The organism is Candidatus Accumulibacter contiguus, assembly GCF_036625285.1.
In the GTDB taxonomy this organism is placed as follows: domain Bacteria; phylum Pseudomonadota; class Gammaproteobacteria; order Burkholderiales; family Rhodocyclaceae; genus Accumulibacter; species Accumulibacter contiguus.
In genome coordinates this window covers 2,051,024-2,067,339 of record NZ_JAZKUC010000001.1, presented here as the reverse complement: position 1 = coordinate 2,067,339, position 16,316 = coordinate 2,051,024, and the positions used below count along the sequence as shown (strand labels likewise).

Sequence of the window (16,316 nt, the reverse complement as noted above, 5' to 3'; positions counted from 1 at the left end):
CCGTTGGGACGCCTGGCCCAGCGGGCTTTTTTTCAGGCAGATTGGGAGTTTTCCAGATGAAAATACTTGATCACCTCGAGGAATGGCTGATTACTTTCCTCATGGCGGCGGCGACGACGATCATTTTTGCGTCCGTCGTGCATCGCTATCTGTCGGGGATGTCGATTCCCGGCTTGCAGGACTGGCTGTTGTCGCTGAACTTTGGCTGGGCGCAGGAACTGTGCATCATCATGTTCGTCTGGATGGCGAAGTTTGGTGCAGCCTACGGCGTTCGCACCGGCATTCACGTCGGCGTGGATGTGCTGATCAACCGCATGACCGGCCGCACGCGTGCCAAGTTCGTGGTTTTCGGTTTGCTCGCGGGCGCCTTGTTCACCGGCATCGTTGGTACGCTTGGTGGCCACTTCGTGTGGGAAAACGGCCTGCACCACGCGGCCTATACCTTCCTTGGCTGGGATCCGGGCGATGTTCCCGAAGGACCGACGACGCCTGATCTGGAGTGGCCGACGTGGATCGTCTATAGCGCCATTCCGCTCGGTTCGAGCCTGATGTGTTTTCGCTTCCTGCAAGTGACGGTGGGCTTCCTGAGAACCGGCGAGTTGCCGCATCACGATCACGGCCATGTCGACGGAATCGATGAGCAGACGATCGCCGAGGAGATCGATGCGTTCAAGATGGAGGACAACCTGCATCCGCATGACCTGACCTACAAGAAACGCCACCCCGAAGATCAGTCGGGAGACCAGTCAGACAAGGGAGGGAAGCAATCATGAACGCTTCGATCATTTTCATCATTCTGCTGGTCCTGATGCTGACCGGCATGCCGATCTCAATCTCGCTCGGCCTGACGGTTCTGAGTTTCCTGTTCATGTTTACGCAGGTACCGCTCGAGTCGGTTGCCCTGAAGCTGTTCACCGGTATCGAGAAGTTCGAGATCATGGCCATTCCGTTCTTCATCCTGGCCGGCAACTTCCTGACGCACGGCGGGGTGGCGCGACGAATGATCAAGTTCGCGACCAGCATGGTCGGGCACTGGTACGGTGGTCTTGGCCTGGCCGGAGTGCTGGCCTGTGCCCTGTTCGCCGCGGTATCCGGCTCGTCGCCGGCGACCGTGGTGGCGATTGGCTCGATCCTCATGCCGGCGATGGTCAAGGCCGGTTTTCCGAACAAGTTTGGGGCGGGCGTGATCACCACATCGGGGGCGCTCGGCATCCTGATCCCGCCGTCGATCGTGATGGTCATGTATTCCGTGGCGACCAATACTTCGGTCGGCGCGCTGTTCATGGCCGGTGTGATTCCGGGTATCGGGCTGGCGATGGTCCTCGGTGGCGTGACCTGGTATCGGGCGATGAAGTTCGACTACCCGCGCATGCAGAAGGCGACGCTCGGCGAGCGCTGGAAGGCTTTCCGCGAATCGGTCTGGGGTCTGTTGCTGATCGTGGTGGTCATGGGCGGTATCTACAGCGGCATGTTCACTCCGACCGAAGCGGCGGCGATGAGCGCGGTCTATGCCTTCTTCGTGGCGGTCTTCGTGTACCAGGATCTGTCGATGAAGGACGTGGCGCGGGTGCTGCTTAACTCGGCGAACATGTCGGCGATGCTCCTGTACATCATCACCAATGCCGTGCTCTTCTCGTTCATCATGACCAACGAGAACATCCCGCAGGCGCTGGCGGACTGGATGCTTGGTCACGGTCTCGGAATGATCGCCTTCCTGCTGGCGGTCAACATCATCCTCCTGCTGGCCGGCAATTTCATGGAGCCCTCGTCGATCGTGCTGATCTTCGCGCCGATCCTCTTTCCGGTAGCGATGAAACTGGGAATCGATCCGGTGCACTTCGGCATCCTGATGGTGGTGAACATGGAAGTCGGCATGTGCCATCCGCCGGTCGGACTCAACCTCTATGTCGCATCGGGGATTACCAAGATGGGGATTACCGACCTGACCGTGGCCGTCTGGCCGTGGCTGCTGTCGATGCTCGCCTTCCTGGTGGTGGTGACCTATGTACCGATCCTGTCGACCTGGCTGCCCAGGACACTCGGGATGATGTAGCCGACCACTTTGGCTGCGCTGGTCCGGGCGCGCGTGCGGGGGAACCAGTACGCGCGCCCGGAATTTGGCTCGTCATGTCTGGCTTTGCACTGGTGTGTCCGCATTCGCCGCCAGGATCGATGGGTGTGCAGAACCATGGGCAACCAAACGACATAGAGCCGAAAAACTGGTAGACTCAAGCCCAGGCCTTGCAGGACGAAAAGCCGAGGAAGGCTTGATTCACTCCACATCGACTCATCTCCTTGGCGATTCTTCAACGCCTCGGGCGAGGAGGGGGACAGTGGTCTTGCTTCAGCCAGGCCTCGGGTCTTGTACGCCAAGGCAATTGATCCAGATGGCGGGAGAAGTCGATTTCAACCGGATTGCATGGGAGTTGGATATGTCAACCATTTTCATCAGCAGCCTTCCCTTTCGCGCAGACGAAGCGTTCATCCGTGATCTGTTCAGCCCCTTTGGCCGGGTCGTTTCGGTTGATCTGCACGCGGACTGGGTCAATCCGACCCATGAGCCCTATGCCTATGTGGAATTGGAAGCACCTGACCCCGAACTGGCGGTCAACGCCCTGGATGGTCAAAAATTCGGCCAGAACCATATTCGTGTGCATCAGCGGGTGATTCCGCCGACACCGACCGTCAAGGCCGACTGACCTCGCGCTCATCCCACTATTCGTCTATTCGTCCATTCGTCCTTTCGGAGTGACTCCATGGCTAAGGATATCGACCAGCAAATCCTCAATGACCTGCGTCAGTTTGATTTTGTTGCGCAGAACATCTGGCCCAGATTGCGCGGCCTGTTCAAACGCACGATAGCCGCGCGCTGCAACCAATGCGTGATTTCCTCACGCGTGCCCTACATCACGCTGACCGACGGCGTCTGTAATCTGTGCCACGAACACAACAAGTTGCGCGCCAATGACGAGGAAACCGTCTGGCAGAAGAAGTACGTCGAGCATCAGCGCAAGGAACTGGACCACCTGCTGAAAAGCCATCAGGGCAAGGGCCGCGACCGGTATGACGCATTGGTTCTGTTCAGCGGCGGCAAGGACAGTGTTTATATGCTGTCGCGCCTGCGCAAGGAACACCCCGGCCTCCGCGTTCTGCTGATGACCTGGGACAACGGCTTCTATTCCAAGCTGTCGCTGGATCGCTGCAAGGAAGTAGCTGCCAAGATGGACCTCGACCATATCGTCTACAAGCCGCGTTCGTCGGTTTACAAGACGCTGTACTGCTATACGCTGAAGAACGTCGAGATGAAGGGCAGCTATCAGACGGTCGACCGGCTGGATGGTACGCTGAATCAGATGCTGGGCTTTTATTTTGCCTATGACATGAATATTCCGCTGGTTCTGGCGGGTGTTGATTTCGCACAGGAACTGATCATGCAGTTCCATTCGTATTATGTCATGCCGTTCGAGGACATGTGTTCGCGCACCCTGACCGACCGCATGGAGCGCCGTTCGGGTTTCAAGATTGCCGACATTTTTACCGAGGAAGACCAGAAACTGTTCTGGGACGGCACCGGCAAGGACCCCGATCGTATTCCGCAATACGTGCTGCCCTTCGTCGCCTGGCGTCCCGACAAGGCGGCAATTCTGGGCGAACTCGAACGGGAAAGCCTGATGCCGGAACGGGATTCCTCGCCCATCCTGACCAACAATCAAGTGCTTTCGATCATGACCGCCATCGACATCAAGACGATTGGCTATTGCAGCTTCGAACCGGAATTCGCCGAAATGATCCGCTTCCGCGAAAACGATCCGGTTTATTGGCGCAATGCCTTTGAGATGGCCGAGTTCGGTGCTCGCAACAAGGTATTCCTGCAACGCACGGTGTCAAAAGTGCTGGGCAAGCTTGGCCTGACTTTCCAGGAGGTGGGACTCGAAGCCTAGCAGCAAGGGTTTCGCGGGCCAGCCAGTCAGACGTTCTGGCGCAGCGCGTCCACGACCGGAATGCGGGTCACGCGTCGTGCCGGGAAGATGGAAGCGCTGACGGTGGCGACGAGGCCGATGGCGAAAGCCAGCATGAGTTCTTTCGGCACGACTCGAATCTGCGCCATGTAGCCGACCTCGCTGCTTGGCGGGGGTGGCATGGGAATGCCAATGGCCGAGATCACCAAAGCAAGGACGATACCAATCAGCAAGCCAGTGCTGCTGCCGATCATCCCGATCAGAATGTTCTCCGTGATCACCAGCCGGAATACGTCGATCCGGCGATTGCCGAGCGCCATCATGGTTCCGAATTCCCCCACCCGCTCGAAAGCGCTCATATTGACGCTGTTGGCGACGCCGAGCAAAACCATGATCAGGACGATCAGGCGCAGCACGCCGAACTGCCGGTCGTAGAGCGTGACGGTCTTGTCGTAAAAATCGGTCAACTCGTTCCATTTCTTGATCTCGAACTTTTCGGGGTCAAGTTGAGCCGTGAGTAACTCGGCGATCCGCACCGTGTCGAGGGTGTCGGTGAGGGAGACGACCAGGGTATTGACACCGTTGGCATTCAAGAGCTCCTGGGCGGCGGCCAAGGGAATGCGTACCGCGCGCGCATCGTAATCCCGGGAAAAGCTCCTGAACGTTCCGACGACTTCGAACTCCAGCGTGTTCAGCGCACCACCCGAAGTGCTTACCAGAACCGTGACCCGATCCCCAACCCCAATCCTGAACGCGTCAGCCAGGCCCTTTCCGACGATGATGCTGTAGCGGTCCTGATCGATGAGCGCACGACCCGATTCGATGCGGATGAATGTGCCCAGCTTGCTTTCCCGGTTTGGCTCGATGCCCTCGCCGATGATCGAACGGTCCGTACGACCGGCGTTGAGAAGGCCCGAGAAGCTGACCCGCGCCATCACGTCAGCCACGCCCGGCAGCTTGGCGACCTGCTGCCGCAGCGGATCGGCATCGTTGATCATGAATCTGTCCGGCGCCCGCGCTCCCTTCTCGAAGAACCCCTGCGCGTTGATCTGGAGGTGACCGAACTGCGAGTGAATCACTGCCTCGCGCAGCTGGATGAACATGTCCTCGATGAATCCGCCGGAAAGGACGAGGCTGATGACGCCAAAGAGGACTGCACCGAACGTCATTCCCGTACGCAGCTTGTGCCCGAGAAGATTGCGGAGTGCGAGCTTGAACACGGGTCTTCCTCGATCTGTGGGCAGCGCTCAGCGGTTGAACCGCAGCGCGTCGACGATGACCATTCCCGAAGCGGTCCGTGCCGGAATGATGCTTGCGACGAGTGTCGATCCCACTGCCAGCAGGAATGCGTCGGCGGCGAGCCGGCCCGTGACCATGACCTCGCCCAGGAACCCCCAGGACTGTCCTGGCGGAGGAGGCATGGGGATTCCGATGCGGGAGATGACCCAGGCAAGAAGGGTGCCCAACGCCAGACCGAGGAGCCCGCCGACAATGCCGAGCATCGCACCCTCCACGACGATCATGCGCAGGATTCCGCGGCGTGTCAGTCCGAGAGCCATGGCCGTGCCGATTTCTCCCGTCCGTTCCATGACGCTCATCATCATCGTATTGAAAATGCTCAACACGATGATCACGGCGATGATGACTCTCATCACGCCCGCCTGTTTGGCGAGGAGGGAAACCGCCTTGACGTGGAAATCTGCGAGTTCGATCCATTCGGTGAATACCAGGCTCTCGTTCGCAAAGCGCTGGCGCAGCGTTCTCAAGGTTGGACCGGCCTGCTCGGTTTCTGTCAGCAACAATGCCCAGGTGTGGGCGCCATCCACTTTCAACAGCCTATGGGCGATCGTCAGCGGCACCCTGAGAGCGACGTCGTCGTATGCTTTCGACATGGTCGCAAAAAAACCCCGTACCCGGCATTCGACCGCATTGACACTGCCCGTTGCCGTGTTCGCCATGAGAACCACCGTATCCCCGACGTCGATGCCGAGGTTCGCGGCGAGGCCCAGACCCAGGATGATTCCGTTCGGGTCATCGGCCGACAGGTTGGCACCTTTGGGGATCCGCAGCGAACTGCTCAGGATCTGCTCCTTGTCCGGTTCGACTCCCTCGGCAACGAAGGAAACGGTTTCATCGCCTTTGCTCACCAGGCCGCTGAAAGCCAGACGTCTGCCGAGAACACGCAGCTCCGGGAGCCGTTCGATGACGTCCTGTACGGGCGAACTCTTCGGCAGGAGGTAGCCAAACGGGTCGGCCATCCCTTCTTCGAAATACCCTTTTCGGCTGACCTGAATGTGGCCAAACTGGGAGGTGATGGTGGTCTCCCGATGTTTGAACATGATCCAGTCGATGAAACCGTTCGCGACGATCAGGGCAGCCACCCCGAAAGCGATGGCGGCGAGCGCGAACGCAGAACGCCGTCGTTGTCGCGCGATGTTTCTAGCGGCCAGGAAGGCGTCAGTCAGCAATGGATGGTTTCAGCCCGGGAAGGTTGCACGGGCAAACGCAGTTGGGTGGACATCGGCGCGCTCCAGATTGCAATGCTCGGATTATCACACACCCATCCCCGGGAAGCCCAGCAGATTCCGCCGCTTCGGCCACCCATGTCAGGAGCCCTTTGCCTGTTGCTCACAAGAACCTCATTCGCACTCGGAGCCAGACGCGAGATTGACGCCGTTTGATGTGGGCTCATATACTTTCGATCGTAGCCCTGGATTTCCTGTCCTTGACCTCGGTGGCACTCCATGCGAACGAAGTCATTCCCTCTTGCAGCAGACTCCCGGTCATCATCGATGGACGAAATGCCACGTGCCTAAAGACGACGCGACTCCCCTCATCAGTGCATTCGATCCACGCAGCGACCTGTCCGGTGCGCTTCGTGACTGGCGGGCGCTGCTTGGCGACGTGCATGTGCTTGCCGATGAGCAGGTGCGGGACCATTATGCCCGCAGTACATCGTCATCCTCCCGGCGCCCTGCAGCCATTCTGAAACCGGGTACGCGGGACGAGGTCGTGAAGGTCGTGAGAATCGCGCGCCGCTGCAGAACGCCGCTGTATCCGATCAGCACCGGCCAGAACTGGGGCTACGGCGACGCCTGCGCAGTCTACGACGGACAGGTCATCGTCGACCTCGGGCGAATGAACCGCATCGAACACGTTGACACCGAGCTGGGCTACGCCGTCATCGAGCCCGGAGTGACCCAGGGACAGCTCTCCCGCTACCTGGCCGAGCAAGGCGTGCCGTTCTGGATCGATTGCACGGGTGCGGGGCCGAATTCGAGCTTCATCGGCAACATCGTCGAACGTGGCTTCGGACACAGTCCCTACGGCAACCGTTTCGAAACGATCTCGGGGATGGAAGTGGTTCTCGGTACCGGGGAGGTGTTGCGCACGGGATTCGGCCACTACCCCGGTGCCAAGACCACCCACCTTTACCCGTACGGGATCGGCCCGTACCTCGATGGAATCTTCACCCAGTCGAACTTCGGAATCGTCACCCAGCTCGGACTATGGCTGCAGCCGATCCCGGAGTCTTTCTGCCCGTACATCGTGCTCTTCAAGGAGGACCAGGACCTCCTCGAAGCCATTCCCCGGCTGCAAAAACTCCGGCTGAACCGGATTCTGCAAAGCGTGCCCCACATCGGCAACGATCTGAGAGCCTTGGCTTCCGACGCCCCGTTCCCCCGCGACCGACTCCCTGCTCAGGCGCGTCTGACACCGGAAGTCAGGGCCGCGCTGCGCAAGGAAGCAGGAATCGGTGCCTGGTCGATGTCGGGGGCGTTCTATGGCACTTCGCGCCAGGTCGCGCTGCACAAGAAGCTGTTGAAGCACGCATTGGCGAATGTCGATGCCAAGGTGATCTTCCTGCCCCGGCACCTCCTGGCCGCCGGACAGTGGTTCGTGCGCCGGTTCGGCCATCTCGCGCCCTTTCGCGGCCTGGAGAAGAAGATTCGGCTGGGTTCGGCGCTCGCGGGAATGCACAGCGGCGTACCGACGGGGGCATTCCTGCGCGGATGCTACTGGCGCCACCAGGCGGGCGTGCCGGCGGACTTTTCCGACGACAGCGATCTCGCGCGAGAGCGGATCGGCCTGATGTGGATGGCGCCGATCATTCCGTTCCGGCGGGAGGATCTCGCCCTGCTCAACCAGGAGATGGATGCGCTGTTCGCCCGCTTCGGCTTCGACTGTCACGTCACCGTGAACATGATCAACGGTCGCGCGCTGGCGGCAGTGTACACGATCGACTTCGATGCGGAAGACGAAGCGGAGACCAGGCGGGGAGTCGAGTGTTACGAGGCCGGGGTGCGCAGCCTATTCGAACTGGGCTACCCCTTGTATCGTAGCTCGGTGCGCGGAATGGGGCTGCTGGCATCGCAACGGGATGATGGCTTTTGCGATGTCGTCGACCGATTGAAGTTGGCTCTCGATCCGGGCGCGATCCTGGCTCCAGGGCGCTACGACTGGCTCAGGAGCCATCGCGCAATACAGTCATCCCAAAATGAGGACAGCGGGAACTGACCCTGGTCAGCCCCGCGCCATCAGTGCTGCTGAATATTGCTGAATCTACTCAGGCTTGCTCACGCCGCCTGCGAGTTGCCCCAAACATCCCTGCCACCAGCCCGGCACCAAGAAGCGCGAGAGTTCCCGGCTCGGGTACCAGCTTATCGGCATCGGTCGAAATCGTATGACGGATGGCCAACTGATAAAGAACGCCCGCTGTCAAGGTCGGTGATTCGACTGCGAACGAACCGATGCAGGAATACGTGGAAACCCCGTTGATGAGCCTGCTCCTACTCGTATTCAATGAGCAAGGATCCAAGAGCTCGCCGGCGTCCAGGACGCCATTCGGCGCGAAGGTGTAACTGGTACCATCGTCACCGGTAAGGGCTGCTGACCAACTGGAACTCGCAAAAGCAGTGGAGCCTGGAACCTTCGCAAGCGGGCCGAGGAAAGCCAGGAGATAGTCGTCGGCGTCGAACTGTAACCGGATCTTGCGAGTCGTAGGCAACACAAAGTCTGCCTGGAGGCCGAGGTTCGCCTGCGTGGTGGCCTCCCCCGTCGTGTTGAGCGAGACTTCGCCGACTACCTGAGCCGTCACTCCAGTTGCTGAGCCTGAGCCTGGAAAGGTATCTGACTTATCATAATTAATCGAGTTTCCGCTCAGAAAGGTGTCGGTCCGGGCATAGTTGGTCGAATATATCGGGGGCCGGTGCGTGTAATCATTCTCGCCGTACGGGTTGGCGCCAACGGATTGTTGCGGCAGATCCATCGTGTAGGGATACACGTTATCAGAACGAGAGTCGCTAACTGTCACTCCGTTCAATTTGGCGAACGCATCCGTGTTGTGATTAGCAACGAACGCAGCGAAGTCGCTCTCTTTGAGAGGGGTGCCGGCGGTGTCAGTCAAAAAGAAATTCTTAATCTCCAGCACCCCCTGGGCCAGAACGCCAGCATTGGCGTTGCTTGCCGCAGCACCGAGTGCCAAGGCCATTGCAATCAGGCGTGGGGAAAAACCGGGCTTCTTGTTCATATCATTCTCCTGAAAAAAACTTAATGGAATCCGCCAAGCCCAAACTGCACATTTACACGGGACTTTGCAGTGACAACAATTAAGCAGATTTCATGCCAGAATTGGTTTATCTATACGAAACAATGACATAACTCGGTATGCCAGCGCTAGATGGAGGGTGTGTGTAAAATTTTCCGACACTTCTGGGCTGGCTATGCGGAAAGGGGATCGGGCTATACCGGCGGGAAGCGCAGCCTGGAGAAGGCTCGTCCGGCCTGTATGGCGCGGGTATCGATGCCGGCGGCTGACGCAACCCAGCCCTTCTGTTCAAGAAACCGCAGAAAGGCACGGGTGCTGACCTTGCGGCAATTGTCAGGCAGCAGGAAGTTGGCGTGAGCGATCTGGTTGGACCAAGCCGGTTTGCAGAGCAGGTCCAGTGCGTCGACGTAGGCGAGCGTGATTAGCGGGCCAGCGTCGGGTTAATGATCGACCGCGTCATCGGATTAAACCCTTAGAAAACTCAGAGCCTCTCGGGCCGTTAGGATGTGCGTTCCCTGATGACATGACAAGGCGAGTAAGTCTCGCTTATCACCCGTGACGAGCACATCGGCTTGACCTGCTTGGGCCATCGCCAACAGAAAATTGTCGTAGGGATCGGGCGAAACATCGATCGTCGGTAAGCGCTCGATGAGCGTTGCCAGGCGCCGGAGATCGTTGACCAGCCGCCCCGCCTCGGCGGGGTGAATCCGAAAGCGGATGCCCTCGCGACGGGTGACACGGCGGATTTCTTCGATCTGCAGTTCTGATGTGATGAGCGTGAAGCGTCCGTCTCGCCAAGCCTCATACAAGTGATCGGGTGGTGTTCCCCGCGTGATCAGGGCCGCAATCAGGATATTGGTGTCAAGGATGAAGCGCATCCCGACTACGATGCTTTTGACAGCGTCGGCCACATCTCGCTACGCACGCTGGCGCAGGCCTCGTCGATCGCCGCCTGCAACTCATCAGCACTGACATCGGCGTTGCGGGCCTTCACGCCCTGCACCGCCTGGTCGAACATCCGCCAACGTACCGCGTCCTCGATGAACTTCGAGAGATCTCCCTTACGCATTCCCTGGGCACCAAGGTAAGCCCGCAATGCGAGATCTGTTTCGCGCGAAAACGTCACCGTCAGCCGAGTAGTCTCTTCGTTGGCCATCTGTTCACCTTTGTGCGTAAGCATCTATCCAGGTAGAAACTTAACATCTTGCCCGTCTGTAGGCAAGAGTGAGCCTTGTCCAAAGTTCTGGATCAACCGCATTGTCCTCCGACGGCTGATGCCCGGACAGGAGGTACCCGAAGTCGACGAACTACAGGAGATCGACACCATGCTTGCCGAAACCGTCGAAGGATGGACCAAACAGTGGAAAGAGGAGGGCCTGCAGCAAGGCCGACAGGAAGGCGAAAGCGCCTTGCTGCGAAAGCTGCTCGAACGTCGTTTTGGCCCCTTGCCCAGCTGGGTGCACGAGCGCCTTGGGCAAGCAACCCCGGAGCAACTGGAGACCTGGGGCCTCGACCTGCTGGATGCCGCCGGGCACGACGAGGTGTTCAAGGCACACTGATCAGCCTCCCTCTGACACGATCTGGCGCAAGTGCTCTGCGGAACGAACCCGGGTTGTCCCACCGGGTCAGAATCGATGGGGTCAGAGTCGATTGATCTCAACTTTCGGTGGAGAGTGGAATCTGCAGAAGCAAGCGCGATGAGGTCGTCGGAAGAATGGCGGAGTTTGTGCTCTCGGCGGCAGGTTGGATCGATGTCACTCTGCTACGCCGGCGGGAAGCGCAGGGTGGAGAAGGCTCGTCCGGCCTGTATGGCGCGGGTTTCGATATCGACAGCCGACGCAACCCAGCCCTTCTGTTCAAGAAACCGCAGAAAGGCACGGGTGCTGACCTTGCGGCAATGGTCAGGCAGCAGGAAGTTGGCACGAGCGATCTTGTGGTCTTCAAACAGGAATACGCCCGTTATTGGCGGATCCGACAACCAGATAACGCAGTTCGGCGTTGAAAAGCGCGTTGACTGAAGTGTCCGCCTTGGCGGCGATGACCTTGGCCCGCTTGAGCAACTCACGATCGACGGATCCCGTAAAATTTACACTGGTCATAGTAGATTCTCGGATTAAACACATAAACAAGTGTAGCACATGAATCGGTGTTGCAAACAAAACACGGGTCGGAGTAGAGTAGCTGCAAAAGCAACTCGAACGTCGTTTTGGCCCCTTGCCCAGCTGGGTGCACGAGCGCCTTGGGCAAGCAACCCCGGAGCAACTGGAGACTTGGGGTCTCGGCCTGCTGGATGCCACCGGGCTCGACGACGTGTTCAAGGCATGATCGATGGTAACCGACAATCGATGGGGTATCTGACCCCATCAATTGATCAGATTGCCCGCCGTCATTACTACTCCCACTCGATCGTCGCCGGCGGTTTGCCCGAAATGTCGTAGACCACCCGGTTGATGCCACGCACCTCGTTGATGATCCGGTTCGAGACCTTTCCCAGCAGGTGGTGTGGCAGCTCTGCCCACTGCGCGGTCATGAAGTCCTGGGTTTCGACGGCGCGCAGTGCGACGACGTATTCGTAGGTTCGACCATCCCCCATGACCCCCACGGATTGGACTGGCAGGAAAACGGCGAAAGCCTGACTGGTTTTCTCGTACCATCCGGTGGCGCGCAACTCATCAATGAAAATGGCGTCGGCGCGGCGCAGCAGGTCGGTGAATTCGGGCTTCACCTCGCCCAGGATGCGCACCCCCAGACCAGGACCGGGGAAGGGGTGGCGATAGACCATGTCATGCGGCAGCCCGAGCGCGACGCCGAGTTCGCGTACTTCATCCTTGAACAGCTCGCGCAGCGGTTCGAGCAGCTTGAGGTTCAGTTGTTCGGGCAGACCACCAACATTGTGATGGCTCTTGATGGTGTGCGCCTTCCTGGTTTTCGCTCCGGCGGATTCGATCACGTCGGGGTAGATCGTTCCCTGCGCCAGCCAGCGGGCGTTCCTGAGCTTGCCGGCCTCGGCCTGGAACACCTCGACAAACTCGCGACCGATGATCTTGCGTTTCTGCTCGGGATCGCAGACGCCCTGCAGGTGGCCCATGAATTGCGCCGTCGCGTCGACATGCACCACCTTGACGCCGAGATTGCGGGCAAAGGTGTGCATCACCTGCTCGGCTTCGTGAAGGCGCAGCAAGCCGTTATCGACGAAGACGCAGGTCAGCTGGTCGCCGATTGCGCGGTGAATCAGTGCCGCAGCGACCGAGGAATCGACACCGCCCGAAAGACCGAGAATCACCTCTTCGGCGCCCACCTGCGAACGAATCTTGTCGACTGCCTCGGTGACGTAATCGGGCATGTTCCAGTCATTTCCACAACCGCAGATGTCGCGCACGAAGCGGCCGATGATTTCCTTGCCCTTGAGGGTATGCGTGACTTCCGGATGAAACTGCACTGCGTAGAATCGGCGTTTTTCGTCGGCCATTGCCGCGATCGGCGTCGATTCGTTGCTGCCGATGACCTGGAAGCCAGGCGGCAATTCGGTGACCTTGTCACCATGGCTCATCCAGACGTCGAGGAGTGCGTGGCCCTGGGCATTGCGGCGATCCTCAATGCCCTTGAACAGCGCGCTGTGGCCGCGTGCGCGCATTTCGGCATAGCCGAATTCGCGTCGGCTGGAACCCTCGACCTTGCCGCCCAACTGCTCGGCCATGCTCTGCATGCCGTAGCAGATGCCCAGCACGGGTACGCCAAGCTCGAACACCAGCGACGGGACCTTGAAGTCCGCCACTTCGTAGACCGAATTCGGCCCTCCGGAGAGAATGATTCCCTGTGGTCTGAAGTCGCGAATGAACTGTGCCGTGACGTCGTAGGGATGCAGCTCGCAATACACCTGCTGCTCGCGGACGCGGCGAGCAATCAGCTGGGCGACCTGCGAGCCAAAGTCGAGAATCAGAATTTTTTGATGGGACATGATGATGCCTCAAATGACGCGGGCGGCCTGCCGCCGCCCGCCGATCATCGACTGCTGCTCAATCGACGTGGTAGTTCGGAGCTTCCTTGGTGATCTGAACATCATGAACATGCGATTCCCGAACCCCCGCCGAAGTGATTTCGACAAAAGTGGCCCGGGCGTGCATTTCTTCAATCGTCCGGCAGCCGAGATAGCCCATCGACGAGCGCAGACCGCCCATCAACTGATGAATGACGGCGAGCACCGATCCCTTGTAGGGAACCCGGCCTTCAATCCCTTCCGGCACCAGTTTGTCGACATTGGCGGTGGCGTCCTGGAAATATCGGTCAGCGGCACCCGCGGCCATGGCCCCGATCGAGCCCATGCCACGGTAGGACTTGTACGAACGTCCCTGAAACAGTTCCACTTCACCGGGAGCCTCTTCGGTTCCGGCAAACAGGCCGCCGAGCATGACCGCATCACCGCCCGCGGCAATCGCCTTCGAGATGTCGCCGGAGTAACGTATGCCGCCGTCGGCGATCACCGGTACGCCGCTGCCCTGGAGGGCATCGTAGACCCTCTGGATGGCGGTGATTTGCGGTACACCCACGCCGGCGACGATGCGCGTAGTACAGATCGAGCCCGGACCGATGCCCACCTTGACGCCGTCGGCGTCGTGCGCAAGCATCGCCAGGGCGGCGTCGGCGGTGGCGATATTACCGCCGATCACTTCGACCATCGGGAAGTTCTTCTTGATCCAGCGGACGCGGTCGAGAACGCTCTGCGAATGCCCGTGCGCGGTGTCGACGACCAGCACGTCCGCACCCGCTTCGGCAAGCAGTTCGACGCGTTCCTCGGTGCCGGGGCCAACGCCGACGGCAGCGCCGACCCGCAGGCGGCCGGACGCATCCTTGCTGGCGTCCGGGTGTTCAGTGGTCTTGATGATGTCCTTGACGGTGATCAGGCCGCGCAATTCGAATGCGTCATTGACCACCAGAACGCGCTCCAGCCGGTGTTTGTGGATCAGTGCCTTGCCTTCCTCGACCGTGGCTCCCTCACGCACCGTGACCAGGCGATCGCGCGGGGTCATGATGTTGCGGACGGGCTGGTCGAGCCTGGTTTCGAATCGCAGGTCGCGGTTGGTGACGATGCCGACAACGCGCTGGCCATCGAGCACCGGTACGCCGGAGATTTTGTGCAGGTGGGTCAGTGCGAGCACGTCACGGACCGACATGTTCGGCGGAACGGTGATCGGATCTTTCAGAATGCCGGATTCGAAACGCTTGACCTTGGCGACTTCGGCGGCCTGTGCCTTGGGGCTGAGGTTCTTGTGGACAATCCCGATTCCCCCCTCCTGCGCCAGGGCGATCGCCAGGCGACTCTCGGTGACGGTATCCATGGCCGAGGAGACCAGTGGCAGATTGAGGCTGATATTGCGGGTCAGACGTGCCCTGAGGGTGACGTCACGCGGCATGATCGACGAATGGGCGGGAACGAGCAGAACGTCGTCGAACGTCAGCGCCTTTGGGATTAAACGCATGGCCTTTGATCCGAGGTCACAAAAACGTATTATACAGCGTGCCCCCTAACCACTGAATGACCATGAAACGCTCCCTACTGACTGCTGCCAGCCTGCTGTTTGCGATTGCGGCGCAAGCCCAGATCTATCAATGGCAGGATGAAAACAACCGCACCGTGATTTCCGACATGCCGCCCACCGGCAAGGCCCGGCAGCAACGCAAGATCGAGGCGGAAACACCGGCAGCGAACGCCACAGCCGGCAAGACGGCGGCCGATCGCGAACTGGAATTTCGCAAGCGTCAGAAGGAGTCTCGGGAAGCTGCCGAGAAGGCCGAAAAGGAACAGCGCGCGAGCACGCAAAAACAGGAAGACTGCGAGACTGCACGCCGTGCCTTGCAGGTCCTGGAGTCCGGCGAACGCTTGGCGCTGCGCGACAGCAAGGGCGAACGTTACTTCATGGATGACGCGCAGCGTGCGCAGGAGATCGCCAAAGCTCGCGAATCCGTGCAGGTCCACTGTAAGTGAGCGGCAGGCGAGCTACTCGGCCTCGCTCTCACCGGCCCCTTTTTTCATGACCTTGCCCGCGGCTGCCCGTTGCTTGCGCACTTCCTTCGGATCGGCAAGCAACGGCCGGTAGATCTCGACACGGTCGTGATCGCGCAGGACTGCGTCGGGCTTGCTGAGCTTCGCGAAAACGCCCAGCTTGTTTTTCGCCAGATCAATTTCAGGGTACTTCTGCAGCAGTCCCGACGCCTCGATCGCTTGACGCACCGTGCTGCCCGGCGGTAGCCGCAAGCTGACGAGCTGCTGCTTCGTCGGCAGGGCATAGATCACTTCTACATGCAGCATCTCAGGCATTCGGCACGGCTCCATGCAGGTCGTACGCACGCCTCACGAAGGCGTCGACAAAGGTATTGGCAATCTGGCTGAAGACCGGCCCGATGACCTTTTCGAACATCTTGCTGGAAAACTCGTAGGAGAGCTGGAACTCGATCTTGCAAGCGTGTGCGGCGAGCGGTTTGAAATGCCAAACCCCGTCAAGCCGGCGAAACGGACCATCCACCAGCGTGATTTTCATCGAGAACGGCGACTCCTTGTTGTTCACGGTCGTGAAGTGGGATTTGACGTTGCGGTAGTTGATGTGCAGGGTGGCCACCGTCCTGGTGTCGTCGCGGAATTCGCAGTGTGTCAGGCTGCACCACGGCAGGAACTGCGGGTAGTCCTCGACGCGGTCGACCAAATCGAACATCTGTTGCGAGGAACGCTCGATCAGTACCGATTTCTTGACCATGGCCATTCGCTGCCACACCTCGTGAATCCTGTAGAATCGAGGATTCTAGCACTCCCGAAC

Annotated in this window: 18 protein-coding genes; 9 read left to right on the top strand and 9 right to left on the bottom strand. The window is 59.5% G+C overall.

What is annotated here, in order from left to right; all coding sequences use genetic code 11:
- Nucleotides 1–56: 56 nt before the first annotated feature.
- The 4 genes from V5B59_RS10145 (at nucleotide 57) to V5B59_RS10130 (ending at nucleotide 3,941) form a co-directional block, all read left to right on the top strand.
- Nucleotides 57–773 (top strand): TRAP transporter small permease, encoded by a 717-nt coding sequence (locus tag V5B59_RS10145; protein WP_034920228.1) that lies wholly within the window; start codon nucleotides 57–59, stop codon nucleotides 771–773.
- A complete protein-coding gene (locus V5B59_RS10140) occupies nucleotides 770–2,053 on the top strand; it encodes a TRAP transporter large permease (RefSeq protein ID WP_169071190.1) in 1,284 nt (427 codons plus the stop codon). Before V5B59_RS10145 ends, V5B59_RS10140 begins: the two co-directional genes overlap by 4 nt.
- 334 nt (nucleotides 2,054–2,387) lie before the next feature.
- Nucleotides 2,388–2,699: an RNA recognition motif domain-containing protein gene (locus V5B59_RS10135; RefSeq protein ID WP_169071189.1), complete on the top strand. Its 312-nt coding sequence runs from the start codon at nucleotides 2,388–2,390 to the stop codon at nucleotides 2,697–2,699.
- Between the two features lie 57 nt (nucleotides 2,700–2,756).
- Nucleotides 2,757–3,941, top strand: a complete 1,185-nt coding sequence (locus V5B59_RS10130) for a hypothetical protein (protein WP_169071188.1) — start codon at nucleotides 2,757–2,759, stop codon at nucleotides 3,939–3,941.
- Between the two features lie 26 nt (nucleotides 3,942–3,967).
- Here V5B59_RS10130 and V5B59_RS10125 read toward each other — a convergent pair whose 3' ends face one another.
- Complete coding sequence (locus V5B59_RS10125; RefSeq protein WP_169071187.1) at nucleotides 3,968–5,179, bottom strand: ABC transporter permease; 1,212 nt, start codon at nucleotides 5,177–5,179, stop codon at nucleotides 3,968–3,970.
- Nucleotides 5,180–5,206: 27 nt separating this feature from the next.
- The gene (locus V5B59_RS10120; RefSeq protein ID WP_169071186.1) at nucleotides 5,207–6,427 is read right to left on the bottom strand and encodes an ABC transporter permease; all 1,221 of its coding nucleotides are present in this window, start codon (nucleotides 6,425–6,427) and stop codon (nucleotides 5,207–5,209) included.
- Between the two features lie 340 nt (nucleotides 6,428–6,767).
- On the opposite strand from V5B59_RS10120, the gene V5B59_RS10115 reads away from it, so the two are divergent.
- Entirely contained in the window at nucleotides 6,768–8,477 is a 1,710-nt protein-coding gene (locus tag V5B59_RS10115) for an FAD-binding oxidoreductase (RefSeq protein WP_169071185.1), read from the top strand.
- Nucleotides 8,478–8,526: 49 nt separating this feature from the next.
- Here V5B59_RS10115 and V5B59_RS10110 read toward each other — a convergent pair whose 3' ends face one another.
- From V5B59_RS10110 to V5B59_RS10100, 3 genes are all read right to left on the bottom strand, one after another.
- On the bottom strand, nucleotides 8,527–9,489 hold the full coding sequence (locus tag V5B59_RS10110) for an EDSAP-1 family PEP-CTERM protein (RefSeq protein ID WP_332351855.1): 963 nt from the start codon (nucleotides 9,487–9,489) through the stop codon (nucleotides 8,527–8,529).
- A 482-nt stretch (nucleotides 9,490–9,971) separates the two neighbouring features.
- Nucleotides 9,972–10,385 (bottom strand): putative toxin-antitoxin system toxin component, PIN family, encoded by a 414-nt coding sequence (locus tag V5B59_RS10105; RefSeq protein ID WP_169071183.1) that lies wholly within the window; start codon nucleotides 10,383–10,385, stop codon nucleotides 9,972–9,974.
- A gap of 5 nt (nucleotides 10,386–10,390) precedes the next feature.
- Nucleotides 10,391–10,663: a ribbon-helix-helix domain-containing protein gene (locus V5B59_RS10100; protein WP_169071182.1), complete on the bottom strand. Its 273-nt coding sequence runs from the start codon at nucleotides 10,661–10,663 to the stop codon at nucleotides 10,391–10,393.
- Between the two features lie 118 nt (nucleotides 10,664–10,781).
- Here V5B59_RS10100 and V5B59_RS10095 point away from each other — a divergent pair, with 118 nt between their 5' ends.
- From V5B59_RS10095 to V5B59_RS10085, 3 genes are all read left to right on the top strand, one after another.
- Entirely contained in the window at nucleotides 10,782–11,066 is a 285-nt protein-coding gene (locus tag V5B59_RS10095; protein ID WP_211203461.1) for a DUF4351 domain-containing protein, read from the top strand.
- A 155-nt stretch (nucleotides 11,067–11,221) separates the two neighbouring features.
- Nucleotides 11,222–11,509 carry a hypothetical protein gene (locus V5B59_RS10090; RefSeq protein ID WP_169071181.1) on the top strand — a complete coding sequence of 96 codons (288 nt, stop codon included), beginning with the start codon at nucleotides 11,222–11,224 and terminating at the stop codon, nucleotides 11,507–11,509.
- Nucleotides 11,510–11,688: 179 nt separating this feature from the next.
- Nucleotides 11,689–11,832: a DUF4351 domain-containing protein gene (locus V5B59_RS10085; protein ID WP_169071208.1), complete on the top strand. Its 144-nt coding sequence runs from the start codon at nucleotides 11,689–11,691 to the stop codon at nucleotides 11,830–11,832.
- Nucleotides 11,833–11,899: 67 nt separating this feature from the next.
- Here the strand turns inward: V5B59_RS10085 and guaA are convergent, their stop codons facing one another.
- Nucleotides 11,900–13,465, bottom strand: coding sequence for a glutamine-hydrolyzing GMP synthase (gene guaA / locus V5B59_RS10080; RefSeq protein ID WP_288131504.1), 1,566 nt, complete (start codon nucleotides 13,463–13,465; stop codon nucleotides 11,900–11,902).
- A gap of 58 nt (nucleotides 13,466–13,523) precedes the next feature.
- The gene (gene guaB / locus V5B59_RS10075; protein ID WP_034912761.1) at nucleotides 13,524–14,984 is read right to left on the bottom strand and encodes an IMP dehydrogenase; all 1,461 of its coding nucleotides are present in this window, start codon (nucleotides 14,982–14,984) and stop codon (nucleotides 13,524–13,526) included.
- A gap of 62 nt (nucleotides 14,985–15,046) precedes the next feature.
- Here guaB and V5B59_RS10070 point away from each other — a divergent pair, with 62 nt between their 5' ends.
- Nucleotides 15,047–15,490: a DUF4124 domain-containing protein gene (locus V5B59_RS10070; protein ID WP_034912759.1), complete on the top strand. Its 444-nt coding sequence runs from the start codon at nucleotides 15,047–15,049 to the stop codon at nucleotides 15,488–15,490.
- A 12-nt stretch (nucleotides 15,491–15,502) separates the two neighbouring features.
- Here V5B59_RS10070 and V5B59_RS10065 read toward each other — a convergent pair whose 3' ends face one another.
- Nucleotides 15,503–15,823, bottom strand: coding sequence for an RnfH family protein (locus V5B59_RS10065; RefSeq protein WP_034912757.1), 321 nt, complete (start codon nucleotides 15,821–15,823; stop codon nucleotides 15,503–15,505).
- A complete protein-coding gene (locus V5B59_RS10060; protein WP_034912754.1) occupies nucleotides 15,816–16,262 on the bottom strand; it encodes a type II toxin-antitoxin system RatA family toxin in 447 nt (148 codons plus the stop codon). The genes V5B59_RS10065 and V5B59_RS10060 overlap by 8 nt, the downstream gene beginning before the upstream one ends.
- Nucleotides 16,263–16,316: the final 54 nt, after the last annotated feature.